At 56.6% G+C, this 21,213-nt stretch carries 19 protein-coding genes; 15 read left to right on the top strand and 4 right to left on the bottom strand.

Annotated features, from left to right (window positions below; translation table 11 throughout):
* Positions 1–36: 36 nt before the first annotated feature.
* Entirely contained in the window at positions 37–642 is a 606-nt protein-coding gene (miaE, locus tag CLH62_RS03000; RefSeq protein WP_099616653.1) for a MiaE family protein, read from the top strand.
* A 47-nt stretch (positions 643–689) separates the two neighbouring features.
* On the opposite strand, the gene CLH62_RS02995 is transcribed toward miaE, so the two are convergent.
* Complete coding sequence (locus CLH62_RS02995) at positions 690–1,574, bottom strand: LysR substrate-binding domain-containing protein (protein ID WP_099616652.1); 885 nt, start codon at positions 1,572–1,574, stop codon at positions 690–692.
* Positions 1,575–1,718: 144 nt separating this feature from the next.
* On the opposite strand from CLH62_RS02995, the gene CLH62_RS02990 reads away from it, so the two are divergent.
* The 3 genes from CLH62_RS02990 (at position 1,719) to CLH62_RS02980 (ending at position 4,637) form a co-directional block, all read left to right on the top strand.
* Complete coding sequence (locus CLH62_RS02990) at positions 1,719–2,489, top strand: ferredoxin--NADP reductase (RefSeq protein WP_099616651.1); 771 nt, start codon at positions 1,719–1,721, stop codon at positions 2,487–2,489.
* A 107-nt stretch (positions 2,490–2,596) separates the two neighbouring features.
* Positions 2,597–4,177: a PQQ-dependent sugar dehydrogenase gene (locus CLH62_RS02985; protein WP_099616650.1), complete on the top strand. Its 1,581-nt coding sequence runs from the start codon at positions 2,597–2,599 to the stop codon at positions 4,175–4,177.
* Positions 4,178–4,244: 67 nt separating this feature from the next.
* Positions 4,245–4,637 (top strand): acyl-CoA thioesterase, encoded by a 393-nt coding sequence (locus tag CLH62_RS02980; RefSeq protein ID WP_099616649.1) that lies wholly within the window; start codon positions 4,245–4,247, stop codon positions 4,635–4,637.
* 34 nt (positions 4,638–4,671) lie between these two features.
* On the opposite strand, the gene CLH62_RS02975 is transcribed toward CLH62_RS02980, so the two are convergent.
* Complete coding sequence (locus tag CLH62_RS02975; protein ID WP_099616648.1) at positions 4,672–5,544, bottom strand: ion transporter; 873 nt, start codon at positions 5,542–5,544, stop codon at positions 4,672–4,674.
* 236 nt (positions 5,545–5,780) lie between these two features.
* On the opposite strand from CLH62_RS02975, the gene CLH62_RS02970 reads away from it, so the two are divergent.
* The 8 genes from CLH62_RS02970 (at position 5,781) to CLH62_RS02935 (ending at position 14,394) form a co-directional block, all read left to right on the top strand.
* Complete coding sequence (locus tag CLH62_RS02970) at positions 5,781–7,028, top strand: efflux RND transporter periplasmic adaptor subunit (RefSeq protein WP_099616647.1); 1,248 nt, start codon at positions 5,781–5,783, stop codon at positions 7,026–7,028.
* Positions 7,025–7,768 carry an ABC transporter ATP-binding protein gene (locus CLH62_RS02965; protein WP_099616646.1) on the top strand — a complete coding sequence of 248 codons (744 nt, stop codon included), beginning with the start codon at positions 7,025–7,027 and terminating at the stop codon, positions 7,766–7,768. Before CLH62_RS02970 ends, CLH62_RS02965 begins: the two co-directional genes overlap by 4 nt.
* Complete coding sequence (locus CLH62_RS02960; RefSeq protein ID WP_099616645.1) at positions 7,765–8,973, top strand: ABC transporter permease; 1,209 nt, start codon at positions 7,765–7,767, stop codon at positions 8,971–8,973. Before CLH62_RS02965 ends, CLH62_RS02960 begins: the two co-directional genes overlap by 4 nt.
* A gap of 72 nt (positions 8,974–9,045) precedes the next feature.
* Positions 9,046–9,942, top strand: coding sequence for a hypothetical protein (locus CLH62_RS02955; RefSeq protein ID WP_099616644.1), 897 nt, complete (start codon positions 9,046–9,048; stop codon positions 9,940–9,942).
* Positions 9,943–10,190: 248 nt separating this feature from the next.
* The gene (locus tag CLH62_RS02950) at positions 10,191–11,216 is read left to right on the top strand and encodes an amino acid ABC transporter substrate-binding protein (RefSeq protein WP_099616643.1); all 1,026 of its coding nucleotides are present in this window, start codon (positions 10,191–10,193) and stop codon (positions 11,214–11,216) included.
* Between the two features lie 95 nt (positions 11,217–11,311).
* A complete protein-coding gene (locus CLH62_RS02945) occupies positions 11,312–12,499 on the top strand; it encodes an amino acid ABC transporter permease (protein WP_099616642.1) in 1,188 nt (395 codons plus the stop codon).
* On the top strand, positions 12,500–13,585 hold the full coding sequence (locus CLH62_RS02940) for an amino acid ABC transporter permease (RefSeq protein WP_099616641.1): 1,086 nt from the start codon (positions 12,500–12,502) through the stop codon (positions 13,583–13,585).
* A gap of 98 nt (positions 13,586–13,683) precedes the next feature.
* Entirely contained in the window at positions 13,684–14,394 is a 711-nt protein-coding gene (locus CLH62_RS02935) for an amino acid ABC transporter ATP-binding protein (RefSeq protein WP_322868519.1), read from the top strand.
* A 36-nt stretch (positions 14,395–14,430) separates the two neighbouring features.
* Here the strand turns inward: CLH62_RS02935 and CLH62_RS02930 are convergent, their stop codons facing one another.
* Complete coding sequence (locus CLH62_RS02930) at positions 14,431–15,156, bottom strand: UDP-2,3-diacylglucosamine diphosphatase (protein WP_099616640.1); 726 nt, start codon at positions 15,154–15,156, stop codon at positions 14,431–14,433.
* The gene (locus CLH62_RS02925; RefSeq protein WP_099617604.1) at positions 15,153–15,662 is read right to left on the bottom strand and encodes a peptidylprolyl isomerase; all 510 of its coding nucleotides are present in this window, start codon (positions 15,660–15,662) and stop codon (positions 15,153–15,155) included. Before CLH62_RS02925 ends, CLH62_RS02930 begins: the two co-directional genes overlap by 4 nt.
* Positions 15,663–15,799: 137 nt before the next feature.
* Here CLH62_RS02925 and CLH62_RS02920 point away from each other — a divergent pair, with 137 nt between their 5' ends.
* The 3 genes from CLH62_RS02920 (at position 15,800) to CLH62_RS02910 (ending at position 21,195) form a co-directional block, all read left to right on the top strand.
* Entirely contained in the window at positions 15,800–17,479 is a 1,680-nt protein-coding gene (locus tag CLH62_RS02920) for a glutamine--tRNA ligase/YqeY domain fusion protein (protein WP_099616639.1), read from the top strand.
* Entirely contained in the window at positions 17,476–18,864 is a 1,389-nt protein-coding gene (gene cysS / locus CLH62_RS02915) for a cysteine--tRNA ligase (RefSeq protein WP_099616638.1), read from the top strand. The genes CLH62_RS02920 and cysS overlap by 4 nt, the downstream gene beginning before the upstream one ends.
* A gap of 150 nt (positions 18,865–19,014) precedes the next feature.
* Complete coding sequence (locus CLH62_RS02910; RefSeq protein ID WP_099616637.1) at positions 19,015–21,195, top strand: malate synthase G; 2,181 nt, start codon at positions 19,015–19,017, stop codon at positions 21,193–21,195.
* Positions 21,196–21,213 lie beyond the last annotated feature (18 nt).

Below are 21,213 nucleotides of genomic sequence, written 5' to 3'. Positions count from 1 at the left end.
ATACTCCTGCCGCCAATTAACCAGCGTAATGATGATATGACCGACGCCCTGCAAGAGATTCATGACTTTCTGCCGTGCCGGACTCCGCAACAATGGATCGACAATGCCCTGGCGAACCAGGAGCTGATGCTGATCGACCACGCCCACTGTGAGAAGAAGGCCGCATCCACCGCACTCAGCCTGATGTATCGGTATGTCGACAACAACGAGTTGCTGAACAAGATGTCACGGCTTGCCCGGGAGGAGCTCCGGCATTTCGAGCAGGTGCTGGCGATCATGAACAAACGGAGTGTGGAATACTGCCACCTGACTCCGTCCCGCTACGCGGCAGGACTGAGACAGGAAGTCCGCTCAGAAGATCCCGGCCGGCTGGTGGATGTTCTTATCGTCGGGGCTATTATCGAAGCTCGTTCTTGCGAACGGTTTGCGGCACTGGCGCCTTCCTTGGATGAAAAGCTGGCGGATTTCTATACCAGCCTCCTGAAATCCGAGGCGCGGCACTATCAAGACTATCTCAAGCTTGCTGAGCAGGCGGCCGCCGGCCCAGTAGACGAGCGCGTCGCCGAGTTTCTGGCGCTGGAAAAGGCACTGATTGAGGAGCCGGACACCGAGTTCCGGTTTCACAGCGGTCCGGTAAGCTGAAACCGGGGTCAGATGAACGCCTTCATCTGACCCCAAGTTCACGCTTTTTATCGAAGCTTCCGACAAAGTTCTATCCAGGCGTCAATCCCGGCACTGCGGTATTTCTGCTTGTGCAGGATGAAGTAGAACTGCCGGTCAAAACGGCGGTGCTCCGGCACAGCCAGGGGAACCAGACTTCCACGTTTGAAGGCATCGGCCAGAACAACGTCGGACAGACAGCCAATGCCAAGGTCCGCTTCGACCGCGCGCTTGATGGCTTCCGTATGTTCCAGTTCCAGAAGCACATTCAGATCCGCCAACAGGCCGTGCATCCCTCGTTCAAAACTCTGCCGTGTGCCGGAACCCTGTTCCCGCATGATCCAGGTGGCGTCCCGAAGGTCGTCATCGCTCAGCGAGGGTTTGCTGGCCAGAGGGTGGCTGGGCGAGCAGAAAACCACCAGTTCATCGCCCCGCCATGGAATGACATCCAGTTCCGACGACTGCAGTTCCCCCTCAATCAGCCCGATATCCAGTTCAAAATCCTTGACCCTTCTGGCGATTGTGCTCGTGTTGGCAACTTCCAGGGCGACTCGTGGGCGGGTAGGGGTATTCATGTATTGGGCCATGACACCTACGGCCAGATAGTTACCAATAGTGAGCGTAGCGCCGACTTTCAAGGCACCCACTTCCGTGTGTTTGCTGAACGCCTGCTCCAGCTCATTTGCCTGGGCGAGGACGGCCTCAACCTTTGGCCGGTAGAGTCGACCAAGTTCATTCAGTTGAAGGCGTTTGCCCACGCGGTCAAACAGCTGGATATCAAACTGGTTTTCCAGCTCCTTTAGCGCACTGCTGGCGGCGGATTGTGACATGGCGAGCGATTCCGCAGCACGGGTAATGTTCTGGAAATGGGCCGCGGCCAGAAAGACTTCCAGTTGCCGGAAACTGTATTTCATAATAATCCGCTATAAATCGACTGGGTCGAATAAGGTTATGTGAATATCCCATTTTCCCGATAGGTTAGTGCCGGGTTACACTTATCGCAATCCAAACTTGAATCATTCGCCGTAAAAAGCGTAACGAACAGGCAAGAGGTTTACATGAGCAACCTGATCAAAGAGAAAGTTACCAGCGTCCATCACTGGAACGATACCCTGTTCAGCTTCACTACAAGCCGGGACCCGGGGTTTCGTTTCAAAAACGGTCATTTTGTCATGATTGGTCTGGAAACCGACGGCAAGCCTTTGATGCGTGCCTACAGTATTGCCAGTGCCAATTATGAGGAAGAGCTGGAGTTTTTCTCGATCAAGGTAAAGGACGGTCCACTTACTTCCCGCCTTCAGAAGATCCAGGTGGGAGACGAAATTCTGGTGAGCCGCAAACCTACCGGCACCCTGATTCTGGATAACCTGCTGCCGGGCAAGAATCTCTGGCTGATCAGCACCGGCACCGGGCTCGCACCATTCATGAGCATCATCAAGGATCCGGAAGTCTATGAGGCATTTGACAAGGTGATCCTGACCCACGGCGTACGCTATGTGTCAGAACTTGCCTACCAGAAGGAAATCGAAGAGTTGCCGGAAAATGAGTTTTTCGGTGAAATGGTCGAAGGCAAGCTCGTCTATTATCCGACTGTGACCCGTGAGGCGTTCCGAAACCGGGGCCGCCTGACGGATGCCATGGAAACCGGAAAGATCACCCGTGACCTGGGCCTGCCGGATTTCGATCCGGAAAACGACCGGTTCATGATCTGCGGCAGCCCGAGCATGCTCAAGGATACCTGCGCTATCCTTAATAACATGGGCTTCAAGGAAGCCCGGGGTGGCGATATGGGGCATTACGTTATCGAGCGGGCGTTTGTGGAGCAGTAAAGAGCGCTCCTGCGTGGTCCCTAATGAAACCGGAGTGTGATGCTCCGGTTTTTTTATGCCAGTACGACCAATTGTACAAACGGGAAAAGCTTCCGGAGAGACTTCCAATGAAAGGCAGGCAGGGAACAGGACGAATTTTACTGGGCTTTCTGGCTGCCCTGGTGGTCGGAGTGATCCTGGGTTCAGTAGTTCAGACCCAACTGAACATGCTTGCCCTTCAGGAACTGGGGGTAACGATCGATATTGGCACTCGCCTGTCTGCAACGGTCCATGACCTGCTCAATTTCGGCCCGGTCTACGCAATTCTTTTCGGGGCGGCTTTCCTGCTTTCACAGGCTATGGCCGCCGGAGTATCGAGGGTTATCGGGCCGCGATTTCGTGGACCGGTGTTCGCACTCGCTGCGGCAGCCGGGCTGTGGGTTGCCTTGGCGACGGCCAATGCCCTGGCACCAATGCCGACGTTGATCGCGGCAACCCGTTCCCACGCCGGACTGGCTGCCATGCTTGCTACGGCTGCTTTGGCAGGCGGGCTCTTTGCCCGGCTATCGGCATACAGGCCACCCTCAGCGGGTAGTCATTCGACGACATCGATGGTGTTGTGTTGTCTGGTAGTCGGGGTGGCATGGCCCTCCGATCCCGCCAAGGCCCAGTCGGAGGAGAATTATACCGTTGAAACGGTGGCTTCCGGGCTCGAGCATCCCTGGTCCCTGGCTTTTCTGCCGGCGGGTGGTGCTCTGGTCACGGAAAGGGCAGGTCGGCTCAGGAGAATCTCTGACGACGGTCAGTTGCTGGAGGCCCCGATAGCGGGAGTGCCCGCTGTGTTCAACGATGGTCAGGCCGGGCTCTTCGAGGTCGTGCTGTCCCCGGATTTTTCCGGGGACCGGATGATTTTCCTGAGCTATGCCTGTGATACGGAACCCGCTAATCACCTGTGTGTTGCGAAGGGCAGGTTTGACGGGGAAGCACTGGCGGATGTCACCGAGATTTTCCGGGCCACCCCAGCTAAATACGGGAACGCACATTACGGTGGTCGGATGGCCTGGCTTCCGGACGGCACTCTGGTGGTTGCTTTGGGTGACGGGTTTGATTTCCGCGAGCAGGCCCAGAACCTGTCCAGTCATCTGGGTAAGATTGTCCGGCTGAATCCTGACGGTACCGCCCCGGATGATAATCCCTTCGTCGGCCGCGAAGGGGCATTGCCGGAAATCTACAGTTACGGTCATCGCAATGTACAGGGTCTTCTGTATGACTCTGTTGAGGGCAGGCTGATTGCGCATGAGCACGGCCCCCGGGGCGGTGATGAAATCAACCTGATCGAGCCCGGAAATAACTATGGCTGGCCGGTGATTACCCATGGCATTGACTATACCGGTGCGATGGTTACTCCATTTACGGAGCTTAAAGGCATGGAGCAGCCCTTGGTACACTGGACGCCTTCTATCGCACCATCCGGAATGACACGCTATTGGGCTGATCTGTTTCCGGCGTGGCGTGGAAGTCTTCTGGTTGGGGCTCTTGCGGACAGAAGTGTGCACAGGGTTCAGCTGGAGGGGTTGCGGGCAAAGGATTCAGAAACATTGTTCAAAGAACTGGGCGAACGAATTCGCGATGTGGTCACCGGGCCGGAAGGTGCGGTGTATCTGCTGACGGACAGCCCCGAAGGCCGGGTATTGCGCATCGTGCCATAGTTCTGGAGCTGGGGCCTCGCTCTTTCATCGGTGTATAGTACGTGGTTTTGGAAAAAGGGAAGTCACAATGTTTCATCTTGAACTGGAACCACGTTTCAGCGATACCGATGCTCTGGGGCACATCAGCAACACCACCTTGCCAGTCTGGTTTGAGCAGGCCAGAACGCCGGTTTTCCAGATTTTTCATCCTACCCTGGAAGCCGAAACCTGGCCGCTGATCATCGCTCGGCTGGAGATTGACCTGATGGCCCAGAGTTACTGGCACATGCCGGTGGAGATTCGCACCGGGATTGGCAAAATCGGCAACAGCTCCTTCCACGTGGTTCAGGAGGCCTGGCAGAACGGCAAACAGATTGCCCGTGGCGTGGCCGTACTGATTCATTTCGATTACAAGACAGAGAAAGCCCTGCCTATTCCTGACGAGATCAGGTCAGCATTGTCCGAGCACCTCATGGACTGAGGCCCGCAACTCAGCCCAAAGAAGCCCCGGAGCCTCAGGTTGCGGGGCCTTCTGCATTCTTGCGAGGATCAACCGTGTCCTCATCGAGCCAGGTTCCGCAGAATTTGCAGTAGCGCGCATCCTGTTCATGGTGATCCCTGCCGCACCCGGGGCAGGCTTCACGGGAGTAGCGTTCTTCACGCAGAGCCCGGATCACTTCGGCGGAGAAAATGCCCACGGGCAGTGCAATAATCGAGTAACCGGTGAGCATTATGGCTACCGATATAAACTGTCCCAATGGGGTGACCGGCGTTATGTCGCCGTAGCCGACCGTCGTCAGTGTGACAATGCCCCAGTAGATCGCTGTCGGAATGCTGGTGAATCCGGCCTCTGAGGGTTCGATCAAGTAAAGAAGAGACGAAAAGATAGTCACAACCATCAGAACGGTAAACAGGAACAACAGAATCTGATGCCGGCTCCGTATCATGGCATCGAGCAGGAGCCTCTTTTCACCCTCCAGGATCATCATGTCAAGCACCCGGAACAGCCTTAATGCCCGGAGCATCCGAACGATAATCAGGGTCTGGGAACCGGGCACGATCAGTGTTAGCCATGCTGGCAGGATCGCCAGCATATCTATGATGCCGTAGAAGCTTTTCAGGTAGAGCCATGGCTTCTGCAAACTGTAGATTCTCAGTGCCAGCTCGATCGTAAAGAGAATGGTGATGCACCATTCGGAATAGAAAAACAGGTCACCATAGCGTTGGTGATAGCTGTCTATGCTATCGAGCATGACAATCCCGACACTGATGAAAATCAGTAGGACCAAGCCAATATCAAAAGCCTTGGCCGCGCGGCTGTCGGACTCGAAAAGCAACTTGAATAGCCGGGTGCGCAGTCCCAGCTTTGCGGGCTCAAGGCTCGGCATTCTTTTAGGTCTCCATTTCACCATAGGGTGTCTGAACTCCTCTAAACTCTAGAGAGCTGTGGGTTTCCCCGTCAACATACTTTCTCCGAAGGGGGCGCTATGAAGGGACTTTCAAACAGGAGTGTGTCTGTGTCGGGGCGCTATCTGTTTTTGCGATACAGAACTTTGTCGGCACATTGCGTACTCAAAATTCTCAAGTTCCTGGCTTATGTCATTCCGGTTTGGGGGATAGGTTGATGCAAGAGGAAAAAGACCCATCCCGGCAGGAAATGGCTGCCGAGGTCAATCATGTTATCCGCGCGGGGCGCGAGCGCGGCAGGGCAAGCAGGTGGACCTGGCTGGTCGTATTCCTGGCACTTATAGCGCTCTGTGGCTGGTGGCTGTGGCCGGATGACAAAGAGGTACGCTGGCAGACGCATGGCCTGGACCGTGGCGACATGGTGTTGACGGCCACGGCGACTGGAAGCCTCGAGCCCAAAAGTGAGGTTTCGGTAGGTGCCGAGATTTCCGGCCTGATTACCCGGGTCCTGGTGGATGAGAATGACCAGGTTACCGAAGGTCAGGTGCTGGCTCTGTTCGATACCGATGAACTGCAAGTCGCCCTGGAACAGGCTGAGGCCCAGCTTGCCCTGGCCCGGGCGTCCGTGGCGGAGGCCGAGGCTACCCTTCAAGAAGCGAGAGTCGATGAGCGACGGGTCAATGCATTGCGTGAGCGGGGCACCTCGGCCCAGGCCGAACTGGATGCTGCTATGGCGGCCCGAAAACGGGCGGAAGCCAAGCTGGCCTATGCGCGGGCGTCAGTACGACAGGCAGATGCTTCAGTATCGCAGGCCCGGACCCGGCTTGAAAAAGCCATAATCAGCTCGCCCATCAACGGGGTTGTTCTGCAGCGTAGTATCGAGCCCGGTAACACCGTGGCTGCCAGCTTCCAGACCCCGGTCCTGTTTCTGTTGGCGGAGGACCTGAAAGAAATGGAACTGCATGTCTCTATGGATGAGGCGGATGTCGGATTGGTCGAGGCGGGACAGAGCGCGACCTTTACTGTCGATGCCTGGTCCGGAAGGGAGTTTTCCGCCGAAGTGCTCAAGGTTCATCTGTATCCTGCCGTCGAGAACAATGTGGTCACCTACACCACGGTGCTGTCCGTGAATAACAGTGAGGGGCTTCTCAGACCGGGCATGACAGCAACCGCGACCATCGAAACCGGCCGGCGCGAGGACGTTCTCCGGGTGCCAAACATGGCATTCCGTTTCAGCCCACCGGAGACCGGTGCCGGTGGCGGAGGGCTGTTCAGTCACCCCGGCGGCCGGGCCGGCGGTAATCGATCCGGACCTTCAAACACTGTGTGGGTAACGCGTGAGGGGCAGCCGACCCGGGTGGTGGTACAAACAGGTGCATCTGATGGCCGGTTTACGGAACTGACCGGTAATGAGCTGGCGGAGGGAGACATGGTGATCACCGGAATAAAGCCGGTGACGCCATGAATGACCAGAGTTCTTCCGGATTGCTTGAGACGACACAGGCTCCAGCCGTGGTGGAGATGCGCGACATCTACAAGATATACGGCAGTGGCACTACGGAAGTTCGTGCCCTGGATGGTGTGAGCCTGACTATCCGCGCCGGGGAGTTCGTCGCAATCATGGGACCGTCAGGTTCCGGGAAGTCCACCTGCATGAATATCCTCGGCTGCCTCGATGTTCCGTCCTCTGGCGAATACTGGTTCCGGGGCGTGGAAGTCGGTGGCCTGGACCGGGACGAGCTGGCCCTGTTACGTCGCAATTTCATGGGCTTCGTGTTTCAGAGTTTCAACCTGTTGCCCCGGGTCAGTGCCCTGGGAAATGTCGAGCTGCCACTGATCTATGAAGGGGTGCGGCCAACCCGGCGCCATCAGCTGGCAATGCAGGCACTGACGAACGTTGGCCTTGCCGAGCGGGTTCATGCGACCTCTGCGCAGCTCTCCGGAGGCCAACAGCAACGGGTGGCGATTGCCAGGGCCCTGGTAACCGAACCGCCGGTACTGTTGGCGGATGAGCCAACGGGTAACCTGGATACCGTGATGGCGGGGGAGATCATGAAGGAGCTGGTTTCCATCCGTGAACAACGTGGAATTACGATCCTTATGGTGACCCATGAACCTGAGATCGCCAGGTATGCCGACCGGATCCTGTTTTTCACCGATGGCAAGCTGGTCAGGGATGGCGCGCCTGCGGAGGTTATCCCGTGAGGGCCCTGGACACCCTGGGCATGTCGGTGCAGGCTATTGCCCGTAACAAACTCCGTTCGTTCCTGACCACCCTCGGCATCATTATCGGGGTGGCGAGTGTGGTGGCTATGGTGCACCTGGGGCAGTCAGCCACCCGCAGCGTCACTGAACAGATCGCCAGCATCGGTTCCAACCTGCTGTTTGTCATGCCGGGCTCCGCCCAGCGGGGCCCTGGAGGCGTCCGAACCAGTGCGGAGAACTTTGAATTGGCCGATGCAGAGGCCATCAGCAACGAGGTGGACGGGATCCTGGTGGCTCCCGCGCTCAACACCAGTGCCACCGTCGTCATCGGTAATGTCAATGACACCGTCCCAATTACCGGCACCACCAACGAGTATTTTGCCGTACGCAACCATCACCTGGATTACGGTCGAGTGTTTGAGGCCAATGAGCTGTCCTCCGGCGCTGCCGTATGCATTATCGGCAAGACCCTGATCGAGGAAATGTACCTCGGTCAGGAACCATTGGGGTCGACCATTCGGGTAGGGCGGACGGCCTGTCGGGTGATTGGTGTGCTGGAAGAGAAGGGTGAGTCCATGGGGCAGGACCGGGACAAAGCCATTTTGATGCCGGTCAAGGCGGTACAGAGACGGCTGGTTGGCGAGCTCGATGTCGGGGCCATTTACGTGTCCGCCCTGGTGGATGGCACAACCGGCATGGTCCAGGCACAGATTGAATCCCTTCTGAGACAGCGACGCAGCGCTTCAATTGGCGCCGCCGATGACTTCTATGTCCGGGACACCCAGGATATCGCACAGGCTCTGGAGAGCACCACCAACACCCTGACCGTTCTGCTCGGTGCGATTGCGGCGGTCAGCCTGCTGGTCGGCGGTATCGGAATCATGAATATCATGCTGGTTTCGGTCACAGAGCGTACCCGTGAGATCGGCATTCGCCTTGCTATCGGGGCGCAGGCCCGCGATGTGCTGACCCAGTTTCTGGTAGAGTCCATTGCTCTCTCGACGCTCGGCGGCATCATAGGTCTGGTTCTGGGCGTAGGCGGAACCTGGCTGGTGACCTGGCGGCTGGATATGCCCTTTGTTGTCTCGCCAGCGGTTATGGCGGTCGGGTTTACTTTCTCGGTGGCGATTGGCGTGATCTTCGGCTACTTCCCCGCCCGCAAAGCAGCCATGCTGAACCCGATCGATGCGTTACGCCACGAATAACGACCTGCCGAAATCTGGTGGAGTATGTTATTGGTTGACGGTGCTTACCACCTTCTCTTCAGGAGCAAACCAGTGCCTTTTAAGTTTCTCGGAGTGATCTTCCTGGCCGGTCTTCTGAGTCTGGCCGGCTGCGATTCGGATGAAGAAGCGCCAGCCAGCGGTTCCGGGGGTCCCGTTGCGGAGAACTCTGCCTTACCCGCCGGAGATATTTCCCTCGCGCTTACCCCTGCTCAGCTGGACTGGGTCGGTCAGCAGATTTTCCGTAACGAGTGTGCGGGCCGTTTTGAGTGTCTGGTTCACTGGAACGAGGGCGAAGCCTTCCCGTCTCTGGGGATCGGTCACTTTATCTGGTATCCGCAGGGTGTCGATGGAAAATTCGTTGAAAGTTTTCCTGCCCTGATTGAGTACATGCAGCAGCGGCAAGTGAGCATCCCCGAGTGGCTGAGAGCTGTTGAGCCATTTGACGCGCCGTGGGCAAACAGGCAGTCCTTTCTGGCAGTCCTCGATTCGCCTGAAATGGCAGAGCTCAGGGAATTTCTGGCAGGCACGCAGGGCATTCAGGCGGAATTCATATTTCGCCGCGCCAGAAAATCGTTGGCGAAGGTGATCGATGCTGTCCCCGAGGAACAGAAGGATGAAATTGCTGCACGCCTTCAGGCTCTGAGTCAGACTCCAGGCGGGGTGTACGCAATCATGGATTACGTAAACTTCAAGGGAGAGGGCCTCGCAGCATCAGAGCGCTACAATGGTGAAGGTTGGGGGCTGCTGCAGGTGCTGATGGCGATGGACGGTGCGCAGGGGGACACCGCTCTGGTTCAGTTTCGCGATGCCGCCAGGAGGGTGCTGACCAGAAGGGCGCAGAACGCTGATAACCCGATTGAGTTGGAACGCTGGCTGCCAGGCTGGCTGAAGCGGCTGGATACCTACTCTGAACCTACTGAAATGAAATTTTCCTCAGAAAATTCCTGAAATTCAGTTCAGATCCTGATCTATGTTCTATCTTGTAACTGAGCGTTCAGGAAAACACCTTTCTACTGACCTGTAGTCTTCCCGTGCGCCGAACTGGGGCACGGCTTGCACATTGGTGTGGCCGAAGTGTGTTAACAGAACCGGCTCTTAAGAAAATAAACACAAAAAATCAACGCGTTAAGTTCTCTGGCTTATAAATTGCTGGGAACCGTTGCTCGTATAATCAACGGAACTTCGGAGATAAAATAATGAATAACGCCAAGTCGATTGCCGTCGGCGCCGCCCTGATTCTGGGCGCATTTACCGCTTCAACTGCCAGCGCGGCTACAACGCTCGAAAGTGTCAAGGAGAAAGGGCACTTGCAGTGCGGTGTGACCAGTGGCCTTCCCGGATTTTCACAGCCTGATGAAAATGGCAACTGGACAGGCATTGATGTGGATACCTGCCGGGCCGTCGCTGTTGCCATCTTCGGTGACGCCAAGGCTGTCCAGTTCACTCCGCTGACCGCAAAGGAACGCTTAACGGCGCTGCAATCCGGCGAAATCGATATCTTGTCCCGGAATACCACCTGGACTCTTACTCGCGATGCATCCCTGGGTCTGAACTTCACCGGCGTCAATTACTATGACGGCCAGGGCTTCCTGATTAATAAGGGCATCGGTGTGGACGATGCCACCCAGCTTGACGGTGCAACCGTGTGTATCCAGGCGGGTACTACCACCGAACTGAATCTTGCCGACTATTTCCGGGCCAAGGGCATGGAGTTCAAACCGATTGTTTTTGATACCTCCGAGCAGACAGTGCAGGGTTTTGCCTCTGGCCGGTGCGATGTGTTGACATCCGATCGGTCACAGCTTGCAGCACTTCGGTCCAAACTCGCCGACCCGTCCTCGGCCAAGATTCTGCCAAACACCATCTCCAAAGAGCCCCTCGGCCCCGTGGTGCGCCAGGGTGATGATCAATGGTTCAACATTGTGAAGTGGGTTCTGTTTACCCAGATCAACGCCGAAGAACTGGGTGTCACAATGGATAACGTGGATGACATGCTGAAGTCGGATAACCCGAACATCCAGCGCCTGCTTGGAACCGATGGCGACATGGGCGCCAAGTTGGGTGTGCCGGCGGACTTCGGGTACAAGGTTGTGAAGCAGGTCGGCAACTATGGTGAGATGTACAACCGTAACGTAGGGCCTGATACAGCGCTGGGTCTTGATCGCGGCCTCAACGCACTGTGGACCGACGGCGGCATCATGTATGCGCCACCGGTTCGTTAATACCTGAGAGCGGACAGGGGGCGGGCTCCGGTCGAGCCTTGCCTCCGGTCAATCTGTGATGTGTTTAACCGCACGGAAGCTTTTCGGGAAAATGCATGAAAAAACAAACCATCGATTCCAGACCTGCGGGCCCCAAGCCCTGGTATGACCCGCGCATTCGCTCCATCTTCTTTCAGATCGTCACTCTATCTATAGTCTTCTGGGCTGGTTGGACCCTGATTGATAACACACTGTCCAACATGCAAAGTCGGGGCATCAGTACCGGCTTCGGCTTTCTCGATGAAACCGCTGGCTTTGGCATCATCATGAGCCTGGTCCCCTACGACGCTACCATGTCTTACGGCCGGACTTTCTGGGTGGGGCTCACCAACACCCTGCTGGTCTCCGCCATGGGTGTCGTCGCTGCCACGATCCTGGGCTTTATTCTGGGAGTTGCGCGATTGTCCAGTAACTGGCTGGTGGCCAAGGTCGCCCTGGTTTACATCGAGGTGATCCGCAACATTCCACTGCTGCTGCAAATCTTCTTCTGGTACTTCGCGGTGCTCAGCAACCTGCCGTCGCCCCGGCAAAGTGTTGAGGTGGGCAATGCACTGTTCCTGAATAACCGTGGCCTGTACCTGCCGGAACCGGTGGCCCAGGATGGCTTCGGACTGGTCTGGGGTGGGCTGGTTGCTGCCATCATTGCGGTGGTGGCCCTCCGAATCTGGGCCAAAAAGCGCCAGTTGGCCACCGGGCAGATCTTTCCCACGTTCAAGGTGGGTGTTGCCGTTCTGTTACTGCTGCCGGCTCTGGCATACCTGGTGGCGGGGCAACCACTGACCTGGGATGTTCCGGCCCTGAAAGGATTCAACTTCGGGGGGGGCATAACCATTATTCCGGAACTGGCGGCGTTGTGGATTGCACTGTCTCTCTATACCGCGAGCTTTATCGCAGAGATTGTCCGGTCGGGCATCCTCTCGGTGAGCAAGGGTCAGACGGAGGCGTCCAAGGCTCTGGGCCTGCCGAACAGTCTGACCCTTCGTCTGGTGGTGATTCCGCAAGCCATGCGGGTGATCATCCCTCCGTTGACTAGCCAGTACCTGAATCTTGTGAAGAACTCTTCCCTGGCGACAGCGATCGGTTATCCCGATCTGGTGGCGGTGTTCATGGGGACGACCCTGAATCAGACCGGCCAGGCCGTTGAAGTGGTTGCGATCACGATGGCCGTTTATCTGACAATCAGTCTACTCATTTCCCTGTTTATGAATATCTATAATCGGGCCGTAGCGATTAAGGAGCGATGAATGGCTGAGTCTGTAATAAAGCCACCGAAAAAACAGCTGGGCCCGGTAGCCTGGATGCGCATGCATCTGTTCTCCAGCTGGTACAACACCCTGCTGACTTTGATCGTGGGCTATCTGTTGGTGACTAGCGTGGGGCCAGTACTGAACTGGTTGTTACTTGACGCGGATTTCAAAGGCAGTGATCCGAGCGACTGTACGGGTGCCGGTGCCTGCTGGCTGTTTATCAACCAGCGCCTGAATTTCTTTATCTACGGGTTTTATCCCAATGAGCTGCAGTGGCGTATCGATGTGATGTTCGCCCTGCTGGCATTGTCGTTCGTGCCCCAGTTCATCGAGAACTTCCCGGGCCGCAAGTGGCTGGGTATTTTCGGCATGACCGGCCTGCCGGTGGTTGGTTATGTCTTGATCCCGGGCGGCAGTTTCGGCCTTGAGGCAGTAGATAGCGCCAAATGGGGTGGCCTGACGCTGACGCTGATTATTGCCTATATCGGGATAATCGCGTCACTGCCCATCGGCATTCTTCTGGCCCTGGGGCGGCGCTCGGACATGCCCATTATTCGCGGCCTTTGTGTCGTGTTTATCGAGGTCTGGCGCGCGGTGCCGTTGATTACCGTGCTGTTCATGGCGTCTGTGATGCTGCCGCTGTTTTTGCCGGAAGGCATGAACTTCGAGAAGCTGATGCGGGCACTGATCGGCATTACTCTCTGGCAGTCAGCCTACATGGCGGAGGTCATCCGGGGTGGCCTTCAAGCCATACCACGGGGGCAATACGAAGCAGCGGATGCGCTGGGACTCGGCTATTGGAAAAAAACCGGGCTGATCATCCTGCCGCAGGCCCTCAAGATGGTCATTCCGGGAATTGTTAACACATTCATAGCGTTGTTCAAGGACACCACGCTGGTGCTGATCATCGGCCTGTTCGATATCCTTGGCACAGTCCAATCAACCATAACGGACCCCGCCTGGCAGAACGTTGCCGTTGAGGGGTATGTCTTCGTTGCCTTCTGTTTCTGGGTGTTCTGTTTTGGTATTTCCCGGTACAGCCAGAAGCTGGAGCGCAAACTCGACACTGGTCATAAATCATGATGGGTAATCCAATGACAGAAACCACCCGAACACCGGACAGCCAGCAGAATTCGGAGAGCCGGAGTGAGCCGAAAGTCGATATTATTCGTGTCGAGGGGATGCACAAATGGTATGGGGACTTTCACGTTCTGAAAGATCTGAACCTGACAGTGAAGCAGGGCGAGCGCATCGTAATCTGCGGCCCGTCAGGTTCCGGAAAATCCACATTCATCCGCTGTATTAACCGGCTGGAAGAGCACCAGCAGGGCAAAATAGTGGTGGATGATGTGGAGTTGACTGATGATGTGCGCCAGATTGATACCGTGCGCCGGGAAGTCGGCATGGTGTTTCAACATTTCAATCTTTTCCCGCACCTGACCGTGCTGGAGAACTGTTGCCTGTCGCCTATCTGGGTCCGCAAGATCCCTCGTAAGGAAGCTGAAGCGAGCGCCATGGAATATCTGGAGAGGGTCAAGATACCCGATCAGGCCAACAAGTACCCGGGGCAGTTGTCGGGTGGCCAGCAGCAGCGGGTGGCGATTGCCCGGGCTCTGTGCATGAAACCGAAAATTATGCTGTTCGACGAACCCACCTCGGCACTTGACCCGGAAATGATCAAGGAAGTGCTCGATGTTATGGTGGAGTTGGCAAAAAGTGGCATGACCATGATCTGTGTCACCCACGAAATGGGCTTTGCCAAAACGGTGGCAGACCGGGTGATCTTCATGGATGGCGGCGAGATCGTTGAAGAGGCGCCGCCCCAGGAATTCTTCTCCAACCCCAGAGAGCCGAGAACCCAGAAATTCCTTGAGCAGATTCTTCACAACTGAGACAGACAGGCCGGGCAATTGCCCGGCCTGTCTGCGTTACAGCGGATGTTTGTTGAGGGTTGGCGAGGTGCCCGGTTTCACCTCAAGCCACCAGACGTTCTCCCCCCAGTCACCCAGGACAATCCGCTTGGCAGGATGTCCGTTCGTCGTCAGCGCATGTTCTGCCGGACGGTGGGTGTGGCCGTGGATCATCCGCTGGACACCATGGGCTTCCATTTCCCGGACCACTTCCTCGGATGATACGTCCATGATGAACTCTTCCTTGCCCTGATTCTTGGCCATGCTGATTTCCCGTAACTGACGGGCCATCTGCTGGCGGTCTTCCAGGGGGCGTTGGAGTATCATCTGTTGCCATTGCGGGTTGCGCATGTTGGCCCGGAACTTCTGGTACTCCACATCGGCGGTGCACAGGCTGTCGCCGTGCATTAGCAGGGTGGGGGTGCCATAGAGATCAATGACGGTGGGATCTTCCAGCAAGATCGCACCAGCCCGATCGCAGAAATCCTTTCCGATAAGAAAATCCCGGTTGCCGTGCATCAGGAAGATCTCGGTGCCGCTCTCGTTTACTTTCCGAAGGGCGGCGGCAACCTGTTCCTGTAACGGGGTCCGTTCATCGTCTCCGATCCAGGCCTCGAAAAAGTCGCCAAGGATGTAGAGTTGCTCCACCCCGGCAGCCTTCTCATCGAGAAAGGCCAGGAACGCCCCGGTGATGTCCGGGCGCGATTCTTCCAGATGAAGATCCGAAATAAACAGCGCGGTCACGCCGCGCCTCCGTCCTCCAGAACTTCCGCTTTCTCGATGACCACGTCATCCGCTGGAACGTCCTGATGGCCGGCGCGCATGGTGGTGCGTACGGCACGAATGGCGTTCACCGTTTCCATTCCTTCAACCACCTTGCCGAAAACGCAGTAGCCCCAGCCTTCGGCATTCTTGGCGGTGTGGTCAAGAAAGCCGTTGTTTTCCACGTTGATGAAGAACTGGGCGGTGGCGGAATGAGGGTCCATGGTGCGGGCCATGGCAATGGTCCCCTGCATGTTGCTCAGGCCATTGTCAGCTTCGTTCTGGATTGAATCCCGGGTTTTGCGCGGTGTCATTCCCGGCTCAAAACCGCCCCCCTGAATCATGAAGTTGCTGATCACACGGTGAAAAATCAGGCCATCGTAAAAGCCGTCGCGAACGTACTGTTCAAAGTTTTTGGCGGTTTCCGGAGCCTTGTCGTGGTCCAGTTCCAGCTTGATGTCACCGAAGTTGGTTGTCAGCAGAATCATCAGGGTTTCCTGTTCATAGAGGTTGAGTGCGGTAAAAGCCACATTGTACTCAAGAGTTTCCCGGTATGCATGAGTCCGGCCAGGATTTGTGAGTATAATACGCGGTTTAAGATTCATTCCCCTTTAACAGAGATTGTATGAGCGCCGAGTCGAAGAAAGCCCACAACTTTATCCAGAGCCTGATCGAAGACGCCATCGCCAGCGGCGAACACACTGGAAAGGTGGTTACCCGTTTCCCGCCTGAGCCCAATGGCTATCTGCACATTGGCCATGCTAAATCGATTTGCCTGAACTTTGGTATCGCCGAAACCTTTTCCGGTGAATGCAACCTGCGGTTTGACGACACCAATCCGGAAAAAGAGAACCAGGAATACATTGACGCCATCAAGCAGGATGTGGAATGGCTTGGCTACGAATGGGCCGGAGACGTTCGATATGCCTCGGATTATTTCGACGCCCTCTATGATTTCGCTGAAGAGCTGATCACCCGGGACAAGGCCTACGTGTGTGCGCTTTCGGCCGACGAAATGGCCGAGTACCGGGGCAGTCTGAAAGAGCCAGGCAGAAACAGCCCGTATCGGGACCGTCCGGTTGAAGAGAGCCTGCAGTTGTTCCGCGACATGCGTGACGGCAAGTATCAGAACGGTGAGCTGGTTCTGCGTGCCAAGATTGATATGGCGTCGCCGAATATTAACCTGCGCGATCCGATCCTTTACCGAATCCGGTACGCCGAGCATCACCAGACCGGCAACAAATGGTGCATCTACCCGATGTACGACTACACCCATCCGATCTCCGACGCCATGGAGGGTATTACCCACTCCCTGTGCACCCTGGAATTTGAAGACCACCGGCCGCTGTATGATTGGGTTCTGGATAACATCTCCGGTCCGTGTCATCCGCGCCAGATCGAATTTGCCCGGCTGAACCTGAATTACACCATTACTTCCAAGCGCAAGCTCAAGCGTCTGGTGGACGAAGGTGTTGTCGACTCATGGAATGATCCGCGGATGCCCACCATTTCCGGCATGCGCCGGCGCGGTTATACGCCTGAATCCATTCGCACCTTTTGCGACATGATCGGCGTGAACAAGGCGGGCGGCACCGTTGATGTGGGCATGCTGGAGCATGCTATCCGGGAGGACCTGAACAATCGGGCCCCGCGCGCCATGTGTGTGATGCGTCCACTGAAGGTGACGCTGACCAATTACCCGGCCGATCAGGTTGAGACCCTGAGGCTCCCGGCACACCCGCAAAACCCGGGAATGGGCGAGCGCGAAGTGCCGTGGACGAAGACTCTGTTCATCGACCGCGAGGATTTCGAAATGGAGCCTCCGCGCAAATGGAAGCGGCTGGCGCCGGATCAGGCGGTACGCTTGCGGGGCGGTTACGTGATGACGTGCCGGGAAGTTATCCGGGACGACAGTGGCGAGATTGTGGAGCTCAAGTGCGAATACGATCCGAACACCCTGGGGGTGAACCCGGAGGGCTACAAGCCGAACGGCGTTGTCCACTGGGTGTCTGCAACTGACAGTGTGGAAGCGGATATCAACCTGTACGACCGCCTGTTCAACCATGAATCGCCGGACAGCGATAAGGACGGCGATCTGATGGATCATCTGAATCCGGAATCTCTGGTCGTTCTCAAGGGTGCCCGGGTTGAGAAGAGTTTGGCAGAGCCTCGTACCGAGCTGCCATACCAGTTTGAGCGGGAAGGTTATTTCTACTGCGATCAGGAGCACACCGCCAGTGCCGGCCGGCCGGTCTTCAACCGTACCGTAACGCTCAGGGATTCCTGGGGAAAGGGGGGCAAGTGATCCGCATCTACAACACGCTGACCCAACAGAAGGAAGAGTTCCGGCCCATTGAGCCTGGGAAGGTCCGGATCTACGTCTGTGGCATGACAGTCTACGACTATTGCCATCTCGGCCATGCAAGGGTTCTGGTGGCTTTTGATGTGGTCACCCGTTACCTGCGCCATCGTGGTTTTGAGGTGAATTACGTTCGCAACATCACCGATATCGACGACAAGATTCTGCGCCGGGCCGAGGAAAACGGTGAGCCCTACAATGAACTTACGGGGCGCATGATCCAGGCCATGCACGAAGACGAGGCGCGTCTGGGTGTGCTGTCTCCCAATGAGGAGCCTCGGGCCACCGCGTATATCGACGAAATCATCGCGATGATCCACAAGCTGATCCATGGCGGGCATGCCTATGCCGCCGATAACGGTGATGTGTATTTTGCCGTTGATTCCTTTGATGGGTACGGCAAGCTCAGCAAGAAGAAGCTGGACGACCTGCTGGCGGGTGCCCGGGTCGATGTTCAGGAAGCCAAGCGTAGCCCAGCGGATTTCGCACTGTGGAAAGCGGCCAAAGCAGGGGAGGTCAGCTGGCCTTCACCCTGGGGGGATGGCCGACCGGGTTGGCACATTGAGTGTTCGGCCATGTCCACTTCCTGCCTGGGCGACACCTTTGATATTCATGGCGGTGGCCCCGATCTATTGTTCCCACACCATGAAAACGAGATTGCCCAATCCGAGTGCGCCACGGGCCACACATTCGTAAATACCTGGATGCATGCTGGCGCTATTCGGGTAAACAAGGAAAAGATGTCCAAATCCCTGGGCAATTTCTTCACCATCCGCGAGATTATGGAAACCTACCCTGCGGAAGTGGTTCGCTATTTCCTGGTTTCCAGTCATTACCGGAGTCAGGTGGATTATTCCGAGGAGAACCTGGCCGAGGCCGGCCGAACCCTCACCCGGCTTTACCATGCACTGCGCGGCATTGTGCCCGCGAAAGCGGCGGATGTGCCGGAAACAGAGCATGACCGGCGGTTTGCCGAGGCGATGGATGATGATTTCAATACCGCAGGCGCCATTGCTGTGTTGCACGCCGTCGCCAACGAGATCAATCAGCATCGTCGGGATGGCAGTGAAGAGGAAGCGAAGCGCAGTGCTGCGGTGCTGGTCAGACTGGGTAGTGTGCTTGGCCTGTTGCAGCAGAATCCTGAAGCTTTTTTCCAAGGGGGCGCTGGCGGTGAGCTCAGTGCCGACAACATTGAGGCCTTGATCCAGGCCAGGGCGGATGCCCGGAAGGCGAAGGATTTTGCCGAGGCTGACCGGATCCGCGATCAACTGGCGGAGAAGGGGGTAATTCTGGACGATTCCCGTGAGGGAACGAGCTGGCGGCGAGCTTGAGTTTCGAGTAAATGGTGATTGGTCAGACCAGTTTTGCGCCTGCGGGAATGATCTTGTAAGGATTTTCCCTTACAATGCGTCGCACAAATTAGAATGCCCCCTCAAGGCGAAGGGGGAGTCGGGAAACGTAACCCACTGAGGCAGACAACGATGACAGAACGCGTACAAATCGGCGGCATTCAGGTCGCAAAGAATCTGTATGACTTCGTAAACAATGAAGCTATTCCGGGTACCGGAATCGATGCCGACAAATTCTGGGCAGAATTTGACAAGATCGTGAACGAGATGGCCCCGCGCAATCGGGATTTGCTGGCCAAGCGTGACGCGATCCAGGAAAAAATGGACAGCTGGAACCGGGATCACAAGGGTCAGAAGCTGGACATGGCCGAGTACAAGTCTTTTCTGAAAGACATCGGTTATCTGGTTGACGAGCCAGCTGAATTCAAGATTTCCACCTCCAATGTTGATCCGGAAGTTGCCACCATGGCCGGGCCTCAGCTGGTTGTGCCGATCATGAACGCCCGCTTTGCCCTGAACGCTGCGAACGCTCGCTGGGGAAGTCTTTACGACGCTCTGTACGGCACTGATGCTATCTCCGAAGACAACGGTGCCGAGAAAGGTCGTGGCTATAATCCCGTGCGTGGCGCCAAGGTAATCGAGTGGGCCCGCAATTTGCTGGACAGCTCCGCGCCACTGGCTTCCGGCAGCCACAAAGATGCTGCCAAGTACCTGGTTGAAGGTGGCAAGCTGGTGGTCAAGCTCCAGAACGGTGATACCACCGGTCTGAAAGATGAGGCGGGCTTTGTTGGTTACACCGGTCCGACCGATGCGCCTGCGGGTGTGCTGTTGGTCAAGAACGGCATGCACTTCGAGATCCAGATTGACGCCAGCCATCCAATTGGCAAAGGCGACGGCGCCAATGTAAAGGATGTACTGATGGAGTCTGCGCTGACCACCATCATGGACTGCGAAGACTCAGTTGCCGCCGTGGATGCCGACGACAAGGCGCTGGCTTACCGAAACTGGCTGGGCCTGATGAAAGGTGATCTGCAGGAAACCTTCGAGAAAGGTGGCGAGCAGATGACCCGTAAAATGAACGCGGACCGCACCTACACAGCGCCGGACGGTGGCGAGCTGGCCCTGAAAGGGCGCAGCCTCATGTTCATCCGTAATGTCGGTCACCTGATGACCAACCCGGCTGTCCTGCTGAAAGACGGAAACGAAGTGCCCGAAGGTCTGATGGACGGTCTGATTACGTCGCTGATCGCCATCCACGACATGAAGGGCAGTGGCACGTTCCAGAACAGCACCAAAGGCTCCATGTACATCGTGAAGCCGAAGATGCACGGTCCTGAAGAAGTGGCTTTCACCAACGAGTTCTTTGGCCGCGTTGAAGACGCTCTCGGTATGCCACGCTTTACCCTGAAGGTCGGTATCATGGACGAGGAACGCCGTACGACGGTTAACCTGAAGGCCTGTATTCATGCCGCCAGGGAGCGCGCTGTGTTCATCAACACCGGCTTCCTGGATCGCACTGGTGACGAGATCCACACCTCCATGGAGCTGGGTCCGTTCATTCGTAAAGGCGCGATGAAGCAGGCAACCTGGATTAACGCCTACGAGCAGTGGAACGTGGATATCGGTCTGGAGACCGGTTTCCGTGGCGTTGCCCAGATTGGTAAGGGCATGTGGGCCATGCCGGATCTCATGGCCGGCATGCTGGAAGCCAAGATTGGTCACCCGAAAGCCGGCGCCAACACCGCCTGGGTTCCGTCTCCCACCGCGGCAACCCTGCACGCCACCCATTACCACCAGATCAATGTTGCAGACGTCCAGAAAGAGCTGGAGAGCCGCACCCGTGCTGCCCTGGATGACATTCTGACGGTGCCGGTGATGGAAGATCCATCGTCGCTGAGCGCCGAAGACATCCAGCAGGAGCTGGACAACAACGCCCAGGGTATTCTCGGTTATGTCGTACGCTGGATTGACCAGGGTGTTGGTTGTTCCAAGGTGCCCGATATCAATGATGTGGGCCTGATGGAAGACCGCGCCACCCTGCGGATTGCATCCCAGTTGCTGGCCAACTGGCTGCACCATGGTATCTGCTCCGAAGAGCAGATCATGGAAACCATGAAGCGCATGGCTGCGGTGGTCGACAAGCAGAACGCGGGTGATCCTGCGTATCGCCCGATGGCCGGTAACTTTGATGACAGTGTGGCGTTCCAGGCAGCACTGGATCTGGTTCTCAAGGGCCGTGAGCAGCCGAACGGTTACACTGAGCCGCTTCTGCACGCTTACCGTCTGAAGGCGAAGGCCAAATACGGGCAGTAAGCTCTGGCCATAAAAAAC

The sequence above is a fragment of the Marinobacter guineae genome, from assembly GCF_002744735.1.
GTDB lineage: Bacteria > Pseudomonadota > Gammaproteobacteria > Pseudomonadales > Oleiphilaceae > Marinobacter > Marinobacter guineae.
Note: the sequence above shows the minus strand (reverse complement) of the source record. Positions and strands in the feature narration are given on the sequence as shown.